Below are 22342 nucleotides of genomic sequence, written 5' to 3'. Positions count from 1 at the left end.
CATGGCCACCTACAAAGCTCCCTTGCGCGATATGCGCTTCATCTACCACGAATTCCTGGCCGACCAGCACCTAGGGGACATGCCCGGCATGGAGGACGTGCCGCCTGAGCTGGTGGACGCGGTCCTGGAGGAAATGGCCAAGGTGGCCGAAAACATTCTGTTTCCTCTCAACCGGAGCGGCGACGAGGAAGGCTGCCGGTTCGAGAACGGCGAGGTGTACACCCCGCGCGGATTCAAGGAAGCGTATCAGCGCTTCCGGGAAGGCGGCTGGCCGGGTTTGACCAGCCTTCCGGAATATGGCGGCCAAGGACTCCCTGAAACGGTCTACGTGCTGACCTCGGAAATGATGTCGGCCAGCAACCTGTCCTTCGCCATCTACACCAAGCTGACCCACGGCGCCTATCAGCTGCTGCTCAAGACCGCCTCGGAGGAGATCAAGAATCTTTATCTTCCGAACATGGTGGAAGGACGCTGGACCGGCACCATGTGCCTGACCGAGCCGCAATGCGGCACCGATCTCGGCCTGCTCCGCACCAAGGCGGTTCGGCAACCGGACGGCACTTATCGGCTCACCGGCAACAAGATTTTCATTTCGGGCGGCGAGCAGGATCTCAGCGAAAACATCATCCAGATGGTCCTGGCGCGCGCACCCGATGCCCCGCCTGGGGTCAAGGGCATAAGCCTGTTCCTGGTGCCGAAGTTCCTGGTCAACCCGGACGGCAGCCTCGGACCGCGCAACCGCATCTTCTGCACGGCCATCGAGCACAAGATGGGCATCAAGGGCTCGAGCACCTGCAGCCTCAGCCTCGAAGACGCCACCGGCTATTTGATCGGAGATCTCCATAAAGGACTCCGCGCCATGTTCGTGATGATGAACAGCGCCCGCCTCGAAGTCGGATTGCAGGGGCTGGGGCTCGGCGAAGTGGCCTATCAAAATGCCGCGGCCTATGCCAAGGAGCGCTTGCAAGGCCGCGCCCTGACCGGCCCCAAGAATCCCGAAAAGCCGGCCGATCCCCTCATCGTCCACCCGGACGTGCGGCGCATGCTCTTGACCATGCGCGCCTATACCGAGGGCATGCGGGCGATGTCGGCCTGGGTGGGCGCACAACTCGACAAGGAAAACCGGCATCCGGACCCGGCTGTCCGCCAGGAAGCCGAGGACTTCGTCGCCTTGCTGACGCCCGTGGTAAAGGCCTTCTTCACCGATCTCGGGTTCGAGACCGCCAATCTGGCCATGCAGGTATACGGCGGGCACGGCTACATACGAGAACACGGCATCGAACAGTTCGTGCGCGATGCCCGCATCGCCCAGATCTACGAGGGCGCCAACGGCATCCAGGCCCTGGATCTGGTCGGACGCAAGCTGCCCGCCCACGCCGGAAGATATCTCCGCAGCTTCTTCCATCCGGTCCAGCGTCATCTCGACGAACGCGCCGGGCAGGCTCAACTGGCTTTCGTCATCGAGCCGCTGGCCAAGGCATTCGGCCGGCTGCAACGCGCAACGGCTTTCATCGCCGAGCGCAGTCTCGCCGATCCCAACCAAGCCGGCGCCGCGGCCTACGACTACCTGCATCTGTTCGGCCTCACCACCATGGCCTATTGCTGGGCGCGCATGGCGGAAATCGCGCAAACAGAGGTCGAGAACGATACGACCGGCTTTTACCGAGCCAAGCTCGATACCGCCCGCTTCTTCATGGAGCGCATCTTGCCCAGAACCTCGGGGCTCTTTTCCGCGATTCTGTCCGGCAGCGGCAGCATCATGGCTTTCAGGGACGAGGCGTTTTAGGACCGACTCCGGAACCACTCCACGTCACTTTGACAACACAAACGCCTTGGAACTGTCCAAGAAGGGTTACCCTTTTGGACAGTTCCAAGGCGCATGAAACGTGAATCTTTTTCCGAAATCAGGGTGTTCTGTTATGCCGGCTATCGCGGCGACGAAGAACCGCGGCGGCTGTTGATCGACGACCGCAAAGTCAAGGTGGAAATCCTCAACCGCTGGACCACGCCGGAGCACCGCTATTTCAAAGTGCTCGGCGACGATTGCCACATTTACACCATCCGCCAGAATGATCGCGACAGCCGGTGGGAACTGACTTTGCTGCACTAAGTAGAAAATGCTGCCGACAGCGCCACTGTTTGTAGGATGGGTAGAGCGAAGCGAAACCCATTGATGGTGGGTTAGGCCGCGAGGCCGTAACCCACCGAGCGGCCTCGGACCTGTCCTGAGCCCAGTCGAAGGGTCGGTGGGTTACGCGGAGCCTGTCCTGAGCGGAGCCGACGGGCTTACCCGCCATAGATGGGTTTCGCTTCGCTCTACCCATCCTACGTATAATGCTCTCGATCCGCGGCGGATAATAGAACTCCTCAGAACTTGATGACCGCGTCGACAGCGAATAAAAGCTGATCGCTTTTCTTGCGTGCGTCGTAGTTGTTTATGCCGTCGGCCCAGTCGTATCGGACTTCGGGGCGAAGGGCGACCCAGTCCACCGGCTTCCAATTCAAGCCCAGGGTAATGCCGTAATAGCTGGCGGGGCCGGAGGCGAGAACGGCGCAGCCGGGACACATTTGTCCAACGCGCACGCCATCGTCATCGCGGAACCACTCGCCCCGCAATCCCACACCCACGGTATCGGTGACCTCGTAAATCAGCTGCTGCTGAATGCCGTACCACTGAGCGTCCTTGAAATTGTTCAAAGGATGCTGTTGCTCGATGCCGTGATCGTGCTGGAAGACATAGTGCACGTGATCGGTGAAATCCTGCTTGAAAATGAAACTGTAGAAGGTGCGATTGTCCTTTTTGTCGATACCCGTTTTCCGGCGAAAATCGTCGAGGTCGTTATCGGCGTTGACATCGCCGGTGATGATCGAGAATCCGACCGACGTCGCATGATCGTCGGTATTCCAGAAAACGCCGCCCAGAAAATTCCAGTTTTCCATATTCTTGTCGAAGCCGTCCCAGCCCGCGTTGCCGTCCAGCGATCCGCCGAACTGATTGTGTCCTCCCGTAACGGCCCCGAGAGTGACCAGCAAATTGTTGACGACCGGATAGGTGAACATCACCCCGGTATGGGTAAAGGGTTCGCCGTATTGGAAGGTATACGGGTGGGAATAAAAGAAATTGTCCGGAGACAAGCCCGTTTCATAACCCATGATGGTATAGAAACGACCCAGCCGTGCCGTGATTCCGTTGCCGAACGGCGCGAACACGTCGATATAGACGTTGGGAAGCGCGATTTTGTAGAAGCGTGTGCCGTCGCCGATCAAGTCGTTGTCCCAGTGACCCTCGCCGTAAGCATTGATGGTGTTGGTCCGGGCGTCGGTGCCGAACATGAAAGTCACCTTTCCGCCCACGTCCCACTCGCTGCCCTCGACGTTCACGGCCCGGGACAAATCCACCACCAACTGATTGAGCTGAAACTCGCCGGACCTATCGTTGAAGATCACGGGACCGTTGTAGTTGTCCGCCGGATCGTTGGCATTGTAGGTAATACCCGCGTCCATCCAGCCGGTCACGGTCAGGCCCAGGGATTTCATCCAGGCTGATTCGTTGATGAACTTTAATCCCCCCAATAAACCGGATGCCTCTTCGGCCCGGCCCGGGTCACCGATACTCATCAGCCCGCCCGCGATAAGTGCCAGATGACGCTTCGATTTGATGTTTTTCATGAGTTCAGGCTCCTGTGTTTCTTGCGCTTAAACAGCGGAGCCCTGTGAGTCGTCGAAAGACTACAAAAGCATAAAGTGCGCCATGGGTTTCGGAAAGAATAAATCCGGTCCGTATCCCCGGACGGTCAGAACTTCCCTCCGTTTCCGGCGGCGCGAAACAACGCACACCCGGGCAAAAAGCCGGCGCAACGCACCATTTACGTGCGAAATATCGATAAATTGCCCCATTATTGTTCAAAGCATGGGGCAGCTCCGTCACGAATCTTTCCGATACCGCCTATTTCGAGGCTGGCACGCATCCTGCGTACTCTCATCCGTAACGAGAGGTGCGCCATTCGGCGGCACCGTTCACAAATGGCGACTAGGGTTCCGGCCCCTCCGCTCGGGGGCGTCTGGTCCGAGAGTTTCCGGCCCCGTAGCTCGCGGGGTTACACGGCGGGATAAAAGCCCGGGAGGTCGTGACGGTTCGTAAGAACCGGTTCGCCCTCTCGCCGTGTAATTTCCGAAAAGGAGCCCCGTGATGTCGTCCCTATTCGCTCATGCCTTGCGCCGTTTTCTCGCGTTCCCGGCCTTGATCGGCCTATTTCTGTTTCCCCTGCCGTCTCCCGCCGAGATCAAGATCGGCGTCAGCGACTGGCCGGGCTGGGTCGCCTGGTACGTAGCCGAAAAAAACGGCTATTTCAAAAAACACGGCGCCAAAGTCAAACTGGTTTGGTTCGCCAACTACACCGATTCCATTTCCGCGTTGTCGGCCGGCCAACTGGACGGCAATTGCCAGACCTGGTCCGACACCATGGCCCCTCTGGCCAAGGGCATTCCGCTCAAGGCCATACTGGTCAACGACAACTCGGCCGGCAACGACGCTCTGATGGTCAGCTCCAAGATCAAGAGCTTCGCCGACCTCAAGGGCAAGAAGATCGCGCTGGAGCAGTTCAGCGTCTCCCATTTCCTGCTGGTGACCGCGCTGGCCAAGAACGGCATGACGCAGGCGGACGTCGAGATCGTCAACCTGTCCGCCGGCGACGCCGCGGCGGCCTTCCTGAGCGGTCGTGTCGACGCCACCGTGGTATGGAACCCCTGGGTCAACAAGATCGAGCTGTCGGGCAAGGGCAAGGCGCTGTTCAGCTCCAAGGACATCCCCGGACTGATTCCCGACCTCCTGGTCGTGCAGGAAAAATCCCTCGCCGCCCACCGCAAGGATTTCCTGGGCATGATCGAGTCCTGGTACGACGCCGAAACGTTCATTCGCGAACACCCGGACCAGGCGGTCAAGATCATGTCCAAGGTCGTCGGCCTCAAGACCGACGAGTACAAGATTTTTCTGCCCGGCACCAAGTTCTTCGCCGAGGCCGATAACCTCGAAGCTTTCGGCCAGCCCGACCAATCCCGGTCGCTGCTGAACGTAGCTCCCGCCATTTCCGACTTCCTGCTCGACAACCGGCTGATGGAAGGCACCGTCGACTTCGCCCAGGGCGTGGACGGCTCGTTGATAAAAGAAATCGCGGACAAAAGATAGGTAAACGGCCCGCCTCCGCCGGGGACACTCGCACCTTTTCTTAACGGCTTCAATCGAGGAAAGAGAATGGCAGCTCAATACGACAGCGGCATCCCGAACCCGCGCCGGCGATGGTGGGTGATACGGGGACAGATCGGCCGCCGCGACTATCTGGTTCTCGCGCTGCTGGGCCTCTTGGCGCCGCTGGCGGCCTGGTGGGGTCTGGCCCACAGCGGCTGGGTGGACAAGGTGTTCATGCCGGCGCCGGAAGAAGTGGTTACCCGGATCTGCGGCTGGTTCGCCGAAGACGACCTGCTGGGCGACATCTGGATCAGCGTCTACCGGGTGACCGCCGGGTTCGCCATCTCCGCCGTGCTGGCCTTGCCGCTGGCGCTGCTGATCGGCACTTATCGGCCGCTGCAGGCGCTGTTCGAACCGCTCACCGATTTCATCCGCTACATGCCCGCGGTGGCCTTCATTCCGCTGGTGATGCTGTGGGTCGGCATCGAGGAGAGCGCCAAGATCGCCATCATCTTCATCGGCACTTTTTTCCAGATGGTGCTGATGATGGCCGAAGACATCCGCCGCGTGCCCATGGCCCAGATCGAGGCGGCGCAGACCATGGGCGCGACGCGCGGCGAACTGATCCGGCTGGTGATACTGCCGTCGGCCAAACCGGCGCTGCTGGATACGCTGCGCGTCACCATGGGCTGGGCCTGGACCTACCTGGTCGTGGCCGAACTGGTAGCCGCCAATTCGGGACTGGGCTTCGCCATCCTCAAGGCGCAGCGCTTTCTGCAGACCGACAAGATTTTTGCCGGCATTCTCCTGATCGGCCTGTTCGGGCTGCTGATGGACCAGTCGTTCCGCTGGCTGCACCGCAAGCGTTTCCCCTGGCTTTACTTCAAGTGATCATCATGACGGCCAAGATCGAAATCAGACGAGCCAACAAGCTGTTCGACACCGGGGGACGGCGCATCGCCGCGCTCGAGAACGTCGACCTCGATATTCGCGCCAACCAATTCGTCACCCTGGTGGGCGCTTCGGGCTGCGGCAAATCCACCCTGCTGCGCAGCATCGGCGGCCTGGAAGATCTCAGTTCGGGCGAAATCCGGGTGGACGGCCGGCCGGTGTCCGGCCCCGGAGCCGAGCGCGCCATGGTGTTCCAGCATTACAGCCTGTACCCGTGGCTCACGGTGCGCGAAAACATCCGCTTCTGCCGCGCGCTCAAGATCAAGCGCGAAGAGATCACTTCGGCCGACGTGGAAATCGCTTCCGGGCGTACCGACGCCCTGATAGGGCTGATGGGGCTCGCCCCGGTCGAAAACGCCTATCCCAACCAGCTTTCCGGGGGCATGCAGCAGCGCGTGGCCATCGCCCGCGCGCTGATGAACCGGCCCGACATCCTGTTGATGGACGAACCGTTCGGCGCGCTCGACGCGCAGACGCGCGAGGTGATGCACGATCTCATCCTGCATGTGTTCGCGCTGGAAAAGCCCACCATCGTGTTCGTCACCCATGACGTGGAAGAGGCGATCTATCTCGGCGACCGGGTGGTCCTGATGGCGCCCCGTCCCGGACGGATCGACTCGATCTACGAGGTTCCGCTGCCACCGGAACGCGAGCAGGACATGAAGCTATCTCCCGAATTCACCGAGCTGAAACGGGAAATCCTGTCCCGCATCCGCGCCACCTCGGGGATGCAAACCGACCGCGGAATGCTGGACAAGCTCACGGCCACCGCACAGCCGGGGGCTGCCGCATGACCACGACCGGTGCCGATGCGAGCCATGCGGCCAAGAACCGGAGCGCTTCTTTTTGTGTTCATTTTTCGATGATGAGAGGTCAAGCATGACGATCACCTTCACCCCTGACCGAGTCCTCTGGGAAGAGACGGTTCCCGGCGGCAATCACTGGTCCGGCCTGCTGCGGCGCGGTTCGGCGCTGCGCCTCACCGACCTGGAGGGCGGCGCCAACGTCTCGGCGCTGTTCTACAACCAGGAGGAGAAGCTGGAACGCTACAACATGCCGGATACGCTGAAGGCCCAGCACACCGCCTTCCTCACCGCCGGCCACGTGTGCTACTCCGACATGGGCCGAGTGCTGTGCTCGATAATTCATGATTCGGTCGGCTGGCACGACACCGTGTGCGGCACCAGCGACAACGCATCGATCCTGGACCAATACGGCACCGCCACTTTTCAGACCCACCGCAACGACACGTACCGCAGCGGCCGGGACGGCCTCCTGATCGAACTCGGCAAATGGGGCCTGGGCAAGCGCGACCTGGTCGCCAACATCAATTTCTTCAGCAAGGTGACGGCGGATGAGGACGGCGGACTTCGCTTCCATTCCGGGCACAGCCGGGCCGGCGACGCGGTCGATCTGCGCTTCGACATGAACGTGCTGGTGGTGCTTTCGACCGCGCCGCACCCGCTGGACCCGAACCCGGAATACCGGCCGGCGGCGGTAAAGCTAACCGCCTGGCATGCGGGGCCCGCCGGTGAAAGCGACCTCTGCCGCACCTCGTGCGAACAGAACCGGCGCGGTTTCATCAATACCGAGCGTTTCTACGCCTGCTAGGAGGAAACCATGTTGATCGAAAGCACACTCGCCCCGGAAAACGCCGTTCTCGACGAGACCTGCCCGGCCGGCGAACCATGGACGGGGTTGGTGAAGAAAGGCCAGATCTTTCGCATCCTCGACCTGGAGGGCAACCAGGCGGTGGATACCCTGTTCTACAGCGCCGATGGTCCGGAAGAGCGCTACAGCGCGGTGGATACCATACGCCGCCAGGGCAATCTTTATCTCGGGGTCGGGTCGGTTTTGTATTCCAGCGAGGGGCGGCCGATGCTGACCATCGTGGCCGACACCTGCGGCCGCCACGACACGCTGGGCGGCGCCTGTGCCGCGGAGAGCAACACCGTGCGCTATGCTCTGGACAAGCGCCCCATGCACAGCTGCCGCGACAACTTCCTGCATGCCCTGGCCCACAGCGATCGCGCCCGTCAGCTCGCCATGAGCAAGCGCGACATCACCGCCAACATCAATTTCTTCATGAACGTGCCGGTAACCCCCGAAGGCGGCCTGTGCTTCGCGGACGGCATCTCGGCACCGGGCAAATACGTCGAGATGCGCGCGGAGATGGACGTGATGGTGCTGATCTCCAACTGTCCGCAGCTCAACAACCCGTGCAACGCCTACAACCCGACGCCGATCCGGCTGCTCGTGTGGAACGGATGAGCGACCGCACCGGCCGGGAGGCATCCGGCCTCGGGGCCTACCAGCAACGATTCGATTCGCCGCGGGACGACCCGTGGCTTACCAAAACGGCGGGACGGCCCGCCCCATCCTGAAAGAGCAAGAACACCGATGTTCCACAAGGTATTGATCGCCAATCGCGGCGAGATCGCCTGCCGTATTCAACGTACCCTGCGCCGCTTGGGACTCCGCAGCGTGGCGGTTTATTCGGAGGCTGACGCCCACGCCCGCCACGTGGAAGAAGCCGATGAAGCCATCTGCATCGGCCCACCGCCCGCCGCCGAAAGCTATCTCCGCATCGACCGCATCCTGGATGCGGCGCGAAGCAGCGGCGCGGAGGCCATCCATCCGGGTTACGGCTTCCTGAGCGAGAACGCCGCTTTCGCCGAGGCCTGCGCCGAACGCGGGCTGGTTTTCATCGGCCCGACGCCTGAGCAGATCCGAAAATTCGGACTCAAGCACACGGCCCGAGAAATCGGCGAGGCGAACGGCGTTCCTCTGTTACCCGGAACCGGACTCCTGACCGACACCCGGCATGCTCTGACCGAGGCACGGCGCATCGGTTTTCCGGTGATGCTGAAAAGCACCGCGGGCGGCGGAGGGATCGGCATGCGATTGTGCCGGAGCGAATCCGAACTCGTGGAGGCCTACGACTCGGTTCGACGCCTCGGCGCCGCCAATTTCAAGGACACCGGACTCTATCTGGAAAAATTCGTCGAACGCGCCCGCCATATCGAAGTGCAAATTTTCGGCGACGGACAAGGGGGCGTTCTGCATCTCGGCGAACGGGACTGCTCGCTGCAACGCCGCAACCAGAAGGTGGTCGAGGAAACGCCGGCGCCGGGTTTGAGTCCCGAGCTGCGGGAGCAACTTTATGGGCATGCCCTGGCCATGGGTCGTGCCGTCCATTACCGCTCGGCAGGCACGGTGGAATTCGTGTACGACGCGGCGACGGACCAGTTCTATTTCCTCGAGGTCAACACCCGCCTGCAGGTGGAGCACGGCGTCACCGAAGCGGTCACCGGGGTCGACCTGGTCGAATGGATGGTGCGGCTGGCCGCGGGCGAGCGGGCGTTTTTCGACCGCTATCGGCACCGACCCGAAGGTTCGTCGATACAGGTTCGGATTTATGCCGAGGACCCCGGCAACAATTTTCAGCCGTCTTCCGGACTCCTCACCGAAGTGTCGTTTCCGGAAGGCGTGCGGGTGGATCATTGGTTAATGCGAGGACTCGAGGTGCCCGCGTTCTACGATCCCCTGCTGGCCAAGCTGATCGTGCATGCCGCCGATCGCGACCGCGCCATCGCGGTCTTGAAACACGCCTTGGCCGAGACCCGGCTCGCCGGCATCGAAACCAACCTCGATTATCTCCGCCAGATCGCGGACGACCGGGTATTCCGGGAAGGCGGCCAGACCACGGGTTATCTCGCCGGGTTCGAATATCGCCGGCGTACGCTCGAAGTGCTGGAACCGGGTACCCAGACCACGATACAGGACTATCCCGGCCGGCTCGGTTATTGGGACGCCGGGGTGCCGCCGTCGGGCCCCATGGACGCCCTCGCCTTCCGCATCGCCAATCGGCTGGTCGGGAACGCCGAAGGAACGGCGGCGCTCGAATTGACCGTCACCGGGCCGACCCTGCGGTTTAACTGCGACGTGCTGATCGCGCTGTGCGGCGCGGCGATGGGCGCAGAACTGGATGGCGAACCCCTGCCCCTGTGGACCGCGCATTCGGTCAGAGAGGGGCAAGTCCTCCGTGTCGGCCCGGTCGACGGCCACGGCTGCCGCGCCTATCTCGCGGTCGCCGGAGGCTTCGACGTACCCGATTATCTCGCCTCCAAATCGACCTTCACGCTCGGATGCTTCGGCGGCCATGGCGGACGCGCGCTCCGCACCGGCGATGTGCTGCATCTCGAAAAGCCGGCCGCGGCGACGCCAGCAGGCATTCGCCCCCCGGCGGACCTGATCCCGAGTTATACCGACGCCTGGGAAATCTGCGTGCTTTACGGGCCCCACGGCGCACCGGACTTCTTTACCCATGGGGACATCGAAACCTTCTTCGCCACGGATTGGGAGGTGCACTACAACTCCAGCCGCACCGGCATCCGGCTGATCGGCCCAAAACCCGAATGGGCCCGGCTGGACGGCGGCGAAGCGGGGCTGCATCCGTCGAACATTCACGACAACGCTTACGCTGTCGGCGCCGTCGACTTTACCGGCGACATGCCGGTCATCCTGGGTCCCGACGGCCCCAGCCTCGGCGGCTTCGTTTGTCCGGTCACGATCGTCCAGGCCGAGTTGTGGAAGCTGGGGCAACTCCGCCCCGGCAATACGGTGCGCTTCCGCCCTATCGCCCTGGACCGGGCCCGCGCACTGGCGGACGAGATCGACGCTTCCCTGGCCCGCATCGGCGCCGGCGACACCACAAAGCGTGCGGAACCGCGAAGACAGACGACACTTCACGGGGACAATCCGCGCGCACTCTGCAGCCCGGTGCTTTACGAAAGGTCCGGCGAGGACTCCTGTCCCACGGCGGTCTATCGCCGGTCCGGCGATTGCAACCTGCTCATCGAATACGGTCCGCCGGTGCTCGACTTGAATCTCCGGTTCCGGGTTCACGCCCTGATGGAGTGGCTGAAGGAGCGAAACATCGCCGGCATCGTCGACCTCACGCCGGGTATCCGCTCGCTCCAGGTCCATTTCAACGATCGCGCGATCCCGCAGGAACGGCTGCTCGATCTGCTCATAGCCGCGGAGAGCGAACTGCCGGCGATCGACGACATGGAAACGCCGACCCGCATCGTCCACCTGCCGCTCTCCTGGGACGATCCGTCCACGCGGCTCGCCATCGAAAAGTACCTGCAATCGGTGCGCAAGGATGCGCCCTGGTGCCCCAGCAACATCGAATTCATCCGCCGCATCAACGGCCTCGACAGCATCGAGGCGGTCAAGCGGATCGTGTTCGACGCCAGCTATCTGGTCCTGGGACTGGGCGACGTTTATCTGGGCGCGCCGGTGGCGACGCCGGTCGACCCGCGCCACCGGCTGGTGACGACCAAGTACAACCCGGCCCGCACCTGGACGCCGGAAAACGCGGTCGGTATCGGCGGTGCGTACCTGTGCGTGTACGGCATGGAAGGTCCGGGCGGTTACCAGTTCGTGGGGCGCACCGTGCAAATGTGGAACCGCTATCGTCAAACCGCCGATTTCCGGGACGGCAAACCCTGGCTGCTGCGCTTCTTCGATCAGATCCGCTTCTTCCCGGTCACGGCGGACGAACTGACGCGCTACCGCGAGGATTTCATCCGGGGACGCCTGAAGCTGGACATCCGCGAGGAAACCTTCAGCCTCGGAGAGTACAACCGGTTTCTGGAGACCCATCGGGAGGAAATCGCCGCATTCAAGGCGAAACAGCAGGCGGCATTCGAGGCCGAACGGGAACGCTGGGCCGGTTCGGAACGGAGCTTTGCCGACGATCATGCCGTGGCTGAAGCGGCGGCGGATACCGAGCTCGATCTGCCGCCCGACGCCCGGGCCGTCGCATCCCATGTCGCCGGCAGCGTCTGGAAAATCGCGGTGGGGACGGGCGACCGGGTGGAGGCCGGCGATCTCCTGGTGATCGTCGAATCCATGAAAACCGAGATTCACATTGAGGCCCCGGCCGCCGGCACCGTCTGGGGGGTTTTCTGCACCGAAGGCGGCCCGGTGGCCGCCGGGCAAGACCTGCTCGTGCTGCAAACGGAGGACAAACGATGACCGATAATTTTCCGGCCAGTCTCGATATCGAAACCTTGTCGGCGGCCTACCGCCAGGGCCTTATCACGCCGGTCCGATTGATCGAAGGCCTGCTCGCCCGGCTGGACGCCGAACCCGGGCAGCCGGTCTGGATCTACCGTCTGCCGGCGGATGAAGTCCTGCGATATGCCCATGCGCTGGAGCAGCGCTCGCCGGCCGAGCTGCCCTTGTACGGCATTCCCTTCGCCATCAAGGACAACATCGACCTGGCGGGAACCCCGACCACCGCCGCCTGCCCCGCCTACGCCTACCGTCCGGAGCAATCGGCCTTCGCCGTCCGGAAGCTGATCGAGGCGGGCGCGATTCCGATCGGCAAGACCAACCTGGACCAGTTCGCGACCGGCCTGACCGGCACCCGTTCGCCTTATGGCGCCTGCCCGAACGCCTTCGATGCGGACTATATCTCGGGAGGCTCGAGCTCGGGCTCGGCGGTGGCCGTGGCCAAGGGATGGGTCAGCTTCGCCCTGGGTACCGACACCGCCGGGTCCGGCCGGGTGCCGGCGGCGTTCAACAATCTCGTCGGGCTCAAACCCACGCCGGGCGTCATCAGCACCTCGGGCGTCGTGCCGGCCTGCCGTTCGCTGGATTGCGTGTCGATATTCGCCCTGACGGCCGGCGATGCGCGGCGGGTGTTCCGGGTAGCGGCGGCGTTCGACCCGGCCGATCCCTATTCCCGATGCGATGGAACGGCGCGGCCCGAATTCGCCGAGCGCTTCCGTTTCGGAGTGCCGCGGCCCGATCAGCTCGAATTCTTCGGCGACAAGGACGCTGAGCGGCTGTTCGCGGCCGCGGCGGAACGGCTGGAAATCCTCGGCGGACAACGGATCGAAATCGATTTTGCCCCGTTTCTCGAAGCGGCCCGCCTGTTGTACGAGGGGCCCTGGGTCGCGGAGCGCTATCTGGCGATACGCGATCTGCTGGATAGAGACCCGGATGCCGTCTACCCGGTCACACGCACGATCATCGAGCGCGGCATACACCACTCGGCGAGCGATACCTTCGCCGCCTTCTATCGCCTCATGGCTCTAAAGCGGGCCGCGGAGCACGCCTGGACACAAGCGGATCTCGTCCTGACGCCGACGGCGGGAACGATTTACCGGATCGCCGAGGTCGAGGCCGATCCCGTTCGGCTCAACTCCCATCTCGGCTATTACACCAATTTCATGAACCTCCTGGGCCTCGCCGCCGTCGCCGTGCCGAGCGGGTTCAATTCGAGCGGCCTGCCGTTCGGCATTACGCTGTTCGCCCCGGCCGGCAGCGATCACGCCCTGCTGAATCTGGCCGAACGGCTGCATTGCGCCCCCGGACTGACGATGGGCGCCACCGGCCAGCCCTTGCCGGCGCCTTTTTCTCAACCCGAACCGGAAAAACCGGGCCATGTCCGGATCGCCGTCTGCGGCGCCCATTTGTCCGGACTCCCGCTCAACGGACAACTGACCCGCCGTAGAGGAAGGCGGGTCAAGGTAACCCGCACGGCGCCGAGCTATCGCCTCTACGCCCTGCCGGACGGCAAGCGTCCCGGGCTGCTGCGGCAAGCGCCCGGTGCCGCCATCGAAGTCGAGGTCTGGGAACTGCCGATGGCGGAGTTCGGCGGTTTCGTCGCCGAGATCGCGGCTCCCTTAGGGATAGGCTCCCTGGAACTCGAGGACGGCGAATGCCTACAAGGCTTCCTGTGCGAAGCTTATGCGGTGAAAGACGCGCTCGACATCACCGGGTACGGCGGCTGGAAAAGCTACTTGAGCGTCCGCGACCCGGCATAGCCCCGAGCCGAATACGCGGCAATGACCTCGATCGAACCCCTGAAAGCCGATTGAATCTAAAACGGGGCAACTTGAACTCAACCCGCCTACTCCCCTACACTCGACCGCAACCCCCCAATCGCGAGAGTGAGAACGACTATGAACGCATACTCGACCGAAGACATCAGAACTATCGCACTGGTCGGACACTCGGGCGCGGGCAAGACGACATTGGCCGAAGCGCTGCTTTACAAGACGGGAATGATCAATGCTCCGGGCAGCGTGGAGAAAGGAACGACTATCTGCGACTACGATCCTCTCGAAAAAGCCCACCAGCATTCGCAAAAACTCGCCGTCACCCACATCGACCATAACGGCGCCCGCATCCACCTTCTGGATACGCCGGGATATCCGGACTTCATGGGCCAGGCATTATGCGCGCTGGATGCCGTGGAAACCGTGGCGGTGGTCATCAATGCCGGCAACGGCATCGAATTCACCGCGAGCCGGATGATGCAATGGGCCCAGGCGCGTCGCTTGTGCCGCATGATCGTCGTCAACAGGATCGACGGCGACAACCTGGATCTGCCGGGCCTGGTGAAGGAAATTCGCGAATCCTTCGGCAAGGAATGCCTGCCGATCAACCTCCCGGCGGACAAAGGCACTCGGATTGTCGACTGCTTCTTCAACGGCGCCGGCAAGACCGATTTTTCCTCGCCGCCGGAAGCCCATCGGGCACTCGTGGATCAGGTGGTCGAAGTCGACGAGACGCTCATGACCCTTTACCTGGAGCAAGGCGAGATCGCGCCCGAAGAATTGCACACCCCGCTTGAAGAGGCCTTGCGCAACGGCCATCTGGTTCCCATTTGTTTCGTTTCCGCCCGCACCGGCGTCGGCGTTCCGGAATTGGCCGACGCGTTCGTAAGGCTGCTGCCGAATCCCAAGGAAGGCAATCCGCCTTTGTTCGAGCGCTGGCCGTCCAATACCGAACGCAAGAACGCCGTGCCGTTCCGGTCGGAGCCCGATCCTGCCAAGCACGTGCTGGCTCATGTGTTCAAGGTGGAAATGGACCCTTATGTCGGCAAGATGTCGGTCTTCCGGGTGCACCAGGGCACGGTCGAACCCGACACCCAACTGCTCATAGGCGAGTCGCGCAAGCCGTTCAAGGCGGGGCATGTGTTCATGCTCCAGGGCAAACAGCACGTCCCGGTGACGCGCTGCATACCGGGCGATATCTGCGCCGTGGCCAAAGTGGAAGAAATCGAGTTCGACGCCGTATTGCACGACGCGCCCGAGGACGATCACATCCACTTGAAACCGCTCGAGTTTCCCCATGCCGTTTTCGGCCTGGCAATCACGCCGAGGCGGCGCGGCGACGAACACAAGCTTTCCGAGGTCCTGCATAAGCTGGAAGCGGAAGATCCCGCCCTGGGCGTGGAATTCGACGCCTCCGCTCACGAGGAAGTGATGCACGGCCTGGGTGAACTCCACCTGCAACGGGTACTGGAGAAAATGCAGCAGCAGTACAAGCTGGAAGTGGACACCCATCCTCCCAAAATCCCATACCGCGAGACGGTCACCTCGGCGGCCGAGGGGCACCACCGCCACAAGAAACAAACCGGGGGCGCCGGTCAGTTCGGCGAGGTTTTCCTGCGCATCGAACCGCTGGAAAGAGGCGCGGGTTTCGAGTTCGTGGACGAAGTCAAAGGCGGCGCGATTCCGGGACAGTTCATTCCGGCTGTCGAAAAAGGCGTGCGGCAGGCATTGGCCATGGGCGCCGTGGCGGGCCACCCGATGCAGGATGTCCGCGTGGTGGTTTACGACGGAAAGGCGCACCCGGTGGACAGCAAGGAAGTGGCCTTCGTCGCCGCCGGCAAAAAAGCCTTCCAGGATGCCGTCGCGAAAGCGCGCCCCATCGTCCTGGAACCGGTGGTCGACATGGAGATCAGTGTTCCGGAGTCGGCGATCGGCGACGTCACCGGCGATCTGGCATCCCGCCGCGGCCAGGTGTCCGGCACCGCTCCGGCGCGCAGCGGGATGGCCACGGTCAGCGCCCGCGCGCCGCTCGCCGAACTGAGCAGCTATCATTCGCGGCTCAAATCGCTCACCGCGGGCCAAGGCTCCTACACCCTGGAATTCAGCCACTACGAACCGGTGTCGCCGAACATCCAGCAGCAGCTTATGGCGCAGTACAAGCCGGGGCCGGAAGATTAGGAAGCCCTGAAACAGCCCAATCCCACGGAGAGAGCACATTCACGATCAATCAGATGTTCAAGCCCATCGCACAATTGGAGGCTTAATCGGAGCTTCCCTTAAGACCGATCGCCGGTTTACCGCCACCCGGAATAGGACAGCAGACGCAGCAGGCGCGGAAACTCGATGCCGAGGAGTAGTTCCAGAGTCTTAGCCTGCTGGTTCAGCTCGGCTATCTCGGCGCGTTCCACGTGCTGGCCGAAACCGAAGCCGATCACATTGCCCCGGCCGGGGACCTGCAGGCGCATCGTGCGTCGTTCGAAGTACAGGTTGAGCAGGCTCATGGATTGCCTGAGGGACTGGGTCTGGGTTCCCCACAAGTTGATGGCGAGTATCCCCTCGTGGTGTAAAAGCCTGCGGCTGGCCGAAAAGAAATCCTGTTGATTCACCGCTTCCGCCAGGCCCTGATGGTCGAACACGTCCACCAGAATGTAATCGTATGCCTCTCCTCGCCGCTCGGCTTCGGCACAGACGAATTCATTGACGTCCGAGACATGTACGCCGAGCCGCGCGTCCCTGGGAAGACCGAAATATTCGTATGCGATCTCGGCGACCGCCGCCCGCCACTCGACGGCATCGATTCGGCATTCCGGGAATTGATTGAACAGAAATTTCGCGAGCGTGCCGCCGCCCAATCCCAGCAGGAGAATTTTGCGCGGCTCGGGTTTGAACAAAAGCCCGGCGAGCATCGCCCGCGCATAGGAAAGTTCCAGTTTTTCCGGTTCGGCGAGCGACATCGCGCTTTGCTTGGGGTGGGTACCGAAATGCAGGGATCGCACGCCATAAGTGTCGACGACCTCGATGAGGCCGAGGTCGTCCCTGCAACAATGGACGAGAACACCACCGTACTTCCGCATCGCGATCACTTTGGAGCGAGACCGGTTTCGGTCGAAAAACGCTTCATGTCCGAGCGGGCGGGTGCGCGGTTTCCCGTATACCCATGAGGCAGATGCCCCGTCCCCCATTGCGCACCAACTGACAGAGCCATCATGCCATTGATTTTACTTGTATTTCAGTCGTGGCATGCTGATTGCTTTTTAATCTGTGCATAACCTCTTCATCTCGGACACCAGGGTACAGCTTACAACTTCTCCATATCTGCCTAATTTTCCCCTCCATTAACCGAAAAAGCCATTTCCCCCTGTAATTCTGGTGTCCATTTTTTTACGAACGGTCGCTTGGTCCATACATCGGAGCACATCGGCTCCATGGATCGCCTGGAACTCTCGCCCGGTTCGGGCACGTCTGCAAGGCACGGATATATGTTGGGAGTTCCGCCCGACACCGAGCAAGGCGAATTCAGCCGAACGACGCCGGTTCCTCGGCTGTGGTTAGCGCGACGTGGCAGAAATTTCCGTTAGATTCCAGGACCTTCGCGACTCGAAAAGCCTTTTTCGCGTTCCGCTGTTCCACAAAAATCGTATCGCCGCCACGCAGCTTGACGGACGGAATGACTAGACCGCCCGAGCCGAGGAACATCAAGGCGTTTTGCGGACGACCTCCCGGCGGCTCGCCCAAGAAGAGTACAGAGCACGGCTGATTTCCGATCAGCTCGACGCTGTAACAGAACTGGCCGTTATGGATCTGTCCACCCCGCACAACCCCTACCTGGATAATCTCATCGTCGGTATTCAAGGAAATCAGGTCGCCCACGCGAAATACCTGTCCGCCGGAATCCACGATATAAAAACCGGGCAGTTCGCTTCGATAGACCTTGACCGATCGCATGTCTCTGAAACCCGTACCCGGGCTATCATCCTTGCCTCCCGCACCGGACACCAAAGCGGCAGCGAAAGTGCCGGTAGACTTGGATCCGAGAATCTCCGATCTTGACTCCGTACTGAGAGGCGCCAATTCAAGTTGCTCCAGGTTCGACCAGGGATCTCGAGCGGCACCGCCGACTCGGCGCCGCTCGACAAGACGTACCGTTATGGCGATCGCATCAATTCCGAAGCTGACGGCAGCGCTTCGCGCCGTCAGTTCCGGCTGATGCGGCAGACGCCCACCCAGTCTCGGGAGAATAAGCGTCAGCGGATTTTCCTCCGGCTTGCCGTGCATCCGAATTTCGCCGCGCAATTCGTTCAGCAGCCGGTCCATGAACAAAAAGCGGAGTCCCGGCTTGTCGACCGGAGCCGGCGCGGGCACAGGCATAATAGTCCCCGCAACCGTCAGATCGAAACTCAAAACCGCCCGCGTACCGTTGCTTACCGGCGAAGATTCGATTTTCACGGACTCCGCGCGGGCCACCAGGAAATCGTACAGCCGCTGCATGTCCCGCTGGCCCAGCGTGCCGGGAACCGCGATCCCGAATAACAGTATGACTTTGAAGAACAAAGCCACGGAAACCGCCCCCGAGATTTCGTATGATTGAACCGCATTGGAAAGCCCCCGCTGCTCGGCCAACTGAAAAAGATCGAAGACGGACGACCAGGAGGATAAAGGATGTGCCTCGTAAATCTGGGCGGTCCTGAGAAGACAACTGGCATATGATTCGAACGCGCGCCTGAAAATCAAAGCCTGCTCGTGGGCATCGAACGTCTCGGCGAACGTTTCCGCTTCCACGACTTGCCGGTAACCCGACGCCAGCTCGCTATGAAATCTGGAGCACAGACTGGCGATTTTTCGCGTTTTTCCATCCAATGGAAAAGGCTTGTCGAGAAAATAAGGTACGAGCCCTTTTTCGAGCCTCGTCACGGTCAGTCGGCACCTTTCGAGGATCGTAAAACGGAGACGAGGCTCGACCGAGGAGCCGTTCAGGCTCCGCAATGCCGGATAAAGCACGCGGCAGCATTCGCGGGTATTGGTCACGGACAGTCCATCCATCCAAACCGCGGCCGATTCGATGTCGAGCTTGAAAGGTAGTGCCGGATCGTGTTGCATAGTGGGACAAATAGGGCTTATGACTCATTTGATTTTAGTTCGAAGCCGGGTTCTTACAATTCGGACGCAGCGAATATGTGCTTCGGGCCCGACGTTTCTGAGATTTTGATCGCAAAATCGGGCACTCCAATGGCGCACGCCGGAATTTTGTTCTTTGGTAACCCTATTTCCGGCTGTCCGTCCGGTATGACTTTCCACCTTTCGCGAACCGGCAAAGCTTAAGGGTGCGTCAAGCGGAATCGCCCCGGATTGACTAGACTTGTTCAAGATACGCTCGGCTGGGGGGAGCGATCGACTTTCGAACCGCTCGTGAAATGAATTCGGTGCGGTGCGATTCATCGCTGAAGACACTCACATGATTTGGAGTCAGTTGAATATAACCGGTCGAAAGACGTGATTGACGATAAAACGCCGCTCGAAGCGGTCGCCGAAGCCGCGCAGGACTACTGCCGCCTGATCGAGCAAGTCAGAGCCAATCAGCTGGCAGAATGGCTGAAGTGCGTGGAGAGCGCCTTGCTGAGGCTGGACGCCTCGGTCAGGCGGCTCGCTTCTCAAGAACCCTATCACGCGTATAAATTGGCCCATGATTTGGATGCGCGTTTCGAGTCCTATCTTCGCTTGAAGCGATATCTGGACCACTACGACGAACTGTCGCCGGAGCCGGAGATCACCGGATATAACGACCTGGGCCTCGGAAACCTTTCGGAAAACCTGATCGATATCTATTTCGAAGTCAGACGAGGGCTGGCTTCGTACGAGGCCGGCATGGTCGGCGATCAATCCGCACAGCGGCTTTGGTCGAACGGCTACCGCAATTATTGGCAGCAGCATCTGCAAGAGGCGCGCAAACGCCTCGACCTTATCCGTCTGGCCGGATGAGCCGCCGAAACCGCTGCCGTTTCGGATCGTTCACACGGATCGCAAGGCGTCGATAAGATCCATCCGGGCAGCCCGCAGGGCGGGAAGCAGGCCGCCGGCCAGCCCCATGAACAAGGAAAACACGAGCGACTGGCAGGCGATTGCCGGCGTCATCGTGAACGTGAAGGCCAGCTCGGAAAACGTCTGCCAGTTGAGGGTGGAAACCGTCAGGAATTGCATCGTGGATGCCAAGGCAACGCCGGCGAAACCGCCTATCAAACCCAGGAGCGACGATTCGAAAAGAAACGCGCTCAAAATTCCGCCGCGGCGAAACCCCAGCGCCCTCAAGGTTCCGATTTCGCGGGTCCGGCTCGCCACCGCGCCGTACATCGTAATGACCGCACCGATGATCGCTCCCAGCGAAAATATGATGCTCAGGGTCATGCCGAGTATCTCCAGAAAATTCGCCAGCATTTCCGATTGCTCGGCATAAAACTCCGTTTCCCGCTGGGCCTCCACCTTCATGCGCGGGTCGGCTTCCACGCGGTCTCTGAACGGCTCCAATAGCGAGACATCGGCGAGCCTGGCGACGACCGCGGAATACGCCGTCCGCCGAAACGCCTGCATCAACTGCTCGGCGTCACCCCATATTTCGGAGCTGAAGCCGGTATTTCCGGCATCCATGACGCCAACGACGGTCCAATCGCGCAGGCCGAAGCGCATGGTTTCCCCGATACCGGAACCTTTGAAATTCTCCGCGATTTTTTTTCCGGCAACGATTTCGGACGATCCGGGACGGAACATCCGTCCCTCGGCCAAACGCACCTGTGTTCTTAGCGTTAGCCCTTTCTGAGACAAACCTCGAATGGTCACATTGGAGGGTTTGTCGCTGCCCCGTTTCGGCAGCGTCATCAAAACCATGACCTCCTTCGACGCCAGCTTGGTTCCGTTCGGAGCATAGGCAATCTCCGGCGCGCTCTCGATGATCGCGGCCTGCTCCCGCTCGATGGTACTTTGCACTTCGGTCTCCGCGCCCTTCCGGATCAGGATGACGTTGTCTTCGCTTCCGGTCGCCACCAGGGTCTGCTTGAGTCCCTCGGTCAGCATCAGCACGGTGGCGAAAACATAGACGACCAGGGCCATCCCCGCCGCCGTCAGGACCGAGGTCGCCTTGCGCGCCCACAAGCTCTTCCACGAATAAGAGAACGGAATTGTCACGCTTCCGTCCCTAGCCTATGCTGCGCAAGCCTTCGCTGACCGGCAGGGTGATCACGCGCCAGGCGGGAAATAACGCCGCCGTGAACCCGATCAGGCACGACGCCAGCATACCCAGCCCCATGGTTTGCAAGGACAGTTCGAACACGGGAAAAAGCGTACCGAACTTGGTCGCCAGGAAACCGGCCGCCGGGAATGTGGCCAGGATGCCCAGAACGCCCGAACCGATAGACAAGACCAGGGATTCACCCAATATGAGCGAGAGCAGGTAGCGCGATCCGAACCCGACCGCCTTGAGTGTTGCGTATTCGCGCCGGCGCTCCCGGGTGCTCATGGCCATGGTGTTCGCCATCACCGCCATGATGATGGCGACCACCACGAAAGAAACGATCTTGATGGCGATCAGGATGGCTTCCGTCATGGCGACGAAGCCGAGCTGAAACGCTTCCTCGGTTTCGGTCAAGGTCTCCGCGAGCGAATTTTGGAAAAGCCGGTCGACCGCATCGGACAGCTCCGCCGCACGATCGACCCGATCGATCCGGAGAACGAAGACGCCGACCCGCTCGGCCCGATTGGGATCGGTTTTCTTCAGGGTTTCGTTCAAGTTGTCCCAATGCAGCAGGAATAAGGTCTCGTCGGTCTTTTTTTCCGCCCCCCGATAAATGCCCCGCAAGACGAAACTCCAATTGCCGGAATAGATGGTTCCGCGCAAAGGAATGACGTCGCCGATCTTCCAGCCATACTGTTTCGCGAGTTTACGGCCCGCGATCGCGCCTTTCCGGTCCTTTATGAATGCCGTTTTCTCCGCCTCCGCCAGCACGAGTTCCGGGTAAAGCTCAAGATAGCTTTTCGGCTCTACGGCGAACTGGGGGAAAAAATTCCGCTCGTCGATATACACGCCGCCGAACCAATTCGAGTAGCTGAGTCCGGTGATCCCGCTTAACTGCCGGATGCGGTTGGCATGGCTGATCGGCAACGGAAATGTCAGGGAGATGGCGTTTCGGGTGATCAGGCGATTGGCCGAAGTCGCCTCCGCGCCGGCATACCAGGCGTCGACCACGGTTCTTAGAAGAGCGAAAGCGACGATCGCGATGACGATACCGAACGCGGTCAAACCGGTCCGCAGTTTATGCCGCAACAGATTTCGGAGCGCGAGACGCAGGAAAAGCAGCATGAG

At 61.2% G+C, this 22342-nt stretch carries 16 protein-coding genes and 1 riboswitch; of the genes, 11 read left to right on the top strand and 5 right to left on the bottom strand.

Features of this window, described 5'->3' with window-relative positions; translation table 11 throughout:
* Position 1: 1 nt before the first annotated feature.
* Together sS8_RS19610 and sS8_RS19605 are read left to right on the top strand one after the other, a co-directional pair.
* Positions 2-1786, top strand: coding sequence for an acyl-CoA dehydrogenase C-terminal domain-containing protein (locus tag sS8_RS19610; protein WP_119631244.1), 1785 nt, complete (start codon positions 2-4; stop codon positions 1784-1786).
* Positions 1787-1879: 93 nt separating this feature from the next.
* Positions 1880-2110 (top strand): hypothetical protein, encoded by a 231-nt coding sequence (locus tag sS8_RS19605; RefSeq protein ID WP_119631243.1) that lies wholly within the window; start codon positions 1880-1882, stop codon positions 2108-2110.
* A gap of 257 nt (positions 2111-2367) precedes the next feature.
* Here the strand turns inward: sS8_RS19605 and sS8_RS19600 are convergent, their stop codons facing one another.
* Complete coding sequence (locus sS8_RS19600) at positions 2368-3669, bottom strand: porin (RefSeq protein ID WP_119631242.1); 1302 nt, start codon at positions 3667-3669, stop codon at positions 2368-2370.
* A gap of 350 nt (positions 3670-4019) precedes the next feature.
* Positions 4020-4126, top strand: a riboswitch (guanidine-I (ykkC/yxkD leader).
* Positions 4127-4189: 63 nt separating this feature from the next.
* Here sS8_RS19600 and sS8_RS19595 point away from each other — a divergent pair.
* The 8 genes from sS8_RS19595 to fusA all read left to right on the top strand — a co-directional run bounded on the left by sS8_RS19595 (position 4190) and on the right by fusA (position 16173).
* On the top strand, positions 4190-5185 hold the full coding sequence (locus sS8_RS19595; RefSeq protein WP_119631241.1) for an ABC transporter substrate-binding protein: 996 nt from the start codon (positions 4190-4192) through the stop codon (positions 5183-5185).
* A gap of 66 nt (positions 5186-5251) precedes the next feature.
* Positions 5252-6076 (top strand): ABC transporter permease, encoded by an 825-nt coding sequence (locus tag sS8_RS19590; RefSeq protein ID WP_119631240.1) that lies wholly within the window; start codon positions 5252-5254, stop codon positions 6074-6076.
* A gap of 5 nt (positions 6077-6081) precedes the next feature.
* Entirely contained in the window at positions 6082-6930 is an 849-nt protein-coding gene (locus sS8_RS19585; RefSeq protein WP_119632900.1) for an ABC transporter ATP-binding protein, read from the top strand.
* An 85-nt stretch (positions 6931-7015) separates the two neighbouring features.
* Complete coding sequence (locus sS8_RS19580) at positions 7016-7747, top strand: urea amidolyase associated protein UAAP1 (RefSeq protein ID WP_119631239.1); 732 nt, start codon at positions 7016-7018, stop codon at positions 7745-7747.
* A 9-nt stretch (positions 7748-7756) separates the two neighbouring features.
* Complete coding sequence (locus sS8_RS19575) at positions 7757-8407, top strand: urea amidolyase associated protein UAAP2 (RefSeq protein WP_119631238.1); 651 nt, start codon at positions 7757-7759, stop codon at positions 8405-8407.
* Between the two features lie 129 nt (positions 8408-8536).
* On the top strand, positions 8537-12181 hold the full coding sequence (uca, locus tag sS8_RS19570) for an urea carboxylase (protein ID WP_119631237.1): 3645 nt from the start codon (positions 8537-8539) through the stop codon (positions 12179-12181).
* A complete protein-coding gene (gene atzF / locus sS8_RS19565) occupies positions 12178-13980 on the top strand; it encodes an allophanate hydrolase (protein WP_119631236.1) in 1803 nt (600 codons plus the stop codon). The genes uca and atzF overlap by 4 nt, the downstream gene beginning before the upstream one ends.
* 138 nt (positions 13981-14118) lie before the next feature.
* On the top strand, positions 14119-16173 hold the full coding sequence (fusA, locus tag sS8_RS19560) for an elongation factor G (RefSeq protein WP_119631235.1): 2055 nt from the start codon (positions 14119-14121) through the stop codon (positions 16171-16173).
* 116 nt (positions 16174-16289) lie between these two features.
* Here fusA and sS8_RS19555 read toward each other — a convergent pair whose 3' ends face one another.
* Positions 16290-17069 (bottom strand): spermine/spermidine synthase domain-containing protein, encoded by a 780-nt coding sequence (locus sS8_RS19555; protein ID WP_119632899.1) that lies wholly within the window; start codon positions 17067-17069, stop codon positions 16290-16292.
* Positions 17070-17511: 442 nt separating this feature from the next.
* The gene (locus sS8_RS19550) at positions 17512-19092 is read right to left on the bottom strand and encodes a hypothetical protein (protein ID WP_119631234.1); all 1581 of its coding nucleotides are present in this window, start codon (positions 19090-19092) and stop codon (positions 17512-17514) included.
* Positions 19093-19485: 393 nt separating this feature from the next.
* Here sS8_RS19550 and sS8_RS19545 point away from each other — a divergent pair, with 393 nt between their 5' ends.
* Entirely contained in the window at positions 19486-19971 is a 486-nt protein-coding gene (locus sS8_RS19545) for a DUF5063 domain-containing protein (RefSeq protein ID WP_170161177.1), read from the top strand.
* Positions 19972-20001: 30 nt separating this feature from the next.
* Here sS8_RS19545 and sS8_RS19540 read toward each other — a convergent pair whose 3' ends face one another.
* Both sS8_RS19540 and sS8_RS19535 read right to left on the bottom strand, forming a co-directional pair.
* On the bottom strand, positions 20002-21168 hold the full coding sequence (locus sS8_RS19540) for an ABC transporter permease (RefSeq protein WP_119631232.1): 1167 nt from the start codon (positions 21166-21168) through the stop codon (positions 20002-20004).
* A gap of 10 nt (positions 21169-21178) precedes the next feature.
* A complete protein-coding gene (locus sS8_RS19535) occupies positions 21179-22339 on the bottom strand; it encodes an ABC transporter permease (RefSeq protein WP_119631231.1) in 1161 nt (386 codons plus the stop codon).
* Positions 22340-22342: the final 3 nt, after the last annotated feature.

Origin of the sequence: Methylocaldum marinum (genome assembly GCF_003584645.1) — a bacterium.
Lineage (GTDB): Bacteria > Pseudomonadota > Gammaproteobacteria > Methylococcales > Methylococcaceae > Methylocaldum > Methylocaldum marinum.
Note: the sequence above shows the minus strand (reverse complement) of the source record. Positions and strands in the feature narration are given on the sequence as shown.

What these genes read in the sequence shown, in the direction of transcription:
- sS8_RS19600 (WP_119631242.1), bottom strand. Translation starts at nt 3,669, where the DNA reads ATGAAAAACATCAAATCGAAGCGTCATCTGGCACTTATCGCGGGCGGG.
- sS8_RS19585 (WP_119632900.1), top strand. Translation starts at nt 6,082, where the DNA reads ATGACGGCCAAGATCGAAATCAGACGAGCCAACAAGCTGTTCGACACC.
- sS8_RS19595 (WP_119631241.1), top strand. Translation starts at nt 4,190, where the DNA reads ATGTCGTCCCTATTCGCTCATGCCTTGCGCCGTTTTCTCGCGTTCCCG.
- uca (WP_119631237.1), top strand. Translation starts at nt 8,537, where the DNA reads ATGTTCCACAAGGTATTGATCGCCAATCGCGGCGAGATCGCCTGCCGT.
- atzF (WP_119631236.1), top strand. Translation starts at nt 12,178, where the DNA reads ATGACCGATAATTTTCCGGCCAGTCTCGATATCGAAACCTTGTCGGCG.
- sS8_RS19535 (WP_119631231.1), bottom strand. Translation starts at nt 22,339, where the DNA reads ATGCTGCTTTTCCTGCGTCTCGCGCTCCGAAATCTGTTGCGGCATAAA.
- sS8_RS19590 (WP_119631240.1), top strand. Translation starts at nt 5,252, where the DNA reads ATGGCAGCTCAATACGACAGCGGCATCCCGAACCCGCGCCGGCGATGG.
- fusA (WP_119631235.1), top strand. Translation starts at nt 14,119, where the DNA reads ATGAACGCATACTCGACCGAAGACATCAGAACTATCGCACTGGTCGGA.
- sS8_RS19580 (WP_119631239.1), top strand. Translation starts at nt 7,016, where the DNA reads ATGACGATCACCTTCACCCCTGACCGAGTCCTCTGGGAAGAGACGGTT.
- sS8_RS19575 (WP_119631238.1), top strand. Translation starts at nt 7,757, where the DNA reads ATGTTGATCGAAAGCACACTCGCCCCGGAAAACGCCGTTCTCGACGAG.
- sS8_RS19550 (WP_119631234.1), bottom strand. Translation starts at nt 19,092, where the DNA reads ATGCAACACGATCCGGCACTACCTTTCAAGCTCGACATCGAATCGGCC.
- sS8_RS19555 (WP_119632899.1), bottom strand. Translation starts at nt 17,069, where the DNA reads ATGCGGAAGTACGGTGGTGTTCTCGTCCATTGTTGCAGGGACGACCTC.
- sS8_RS19605 (WP_119631243.1), top strand. Translation starts at nt 1,880, where the DNA reads ATGAAACGTGAATCTTTTTCCGAAATCAGGGTGTTCTGTTATGCCGGC.
- sS8_RS19610 (WP_119631244.1), top strand. Translation starts at nt 2, where the DNA reads ATGGCCACCTACAAAGCTCCCTTGCGCGATATGCGCTTCATCTACCAC.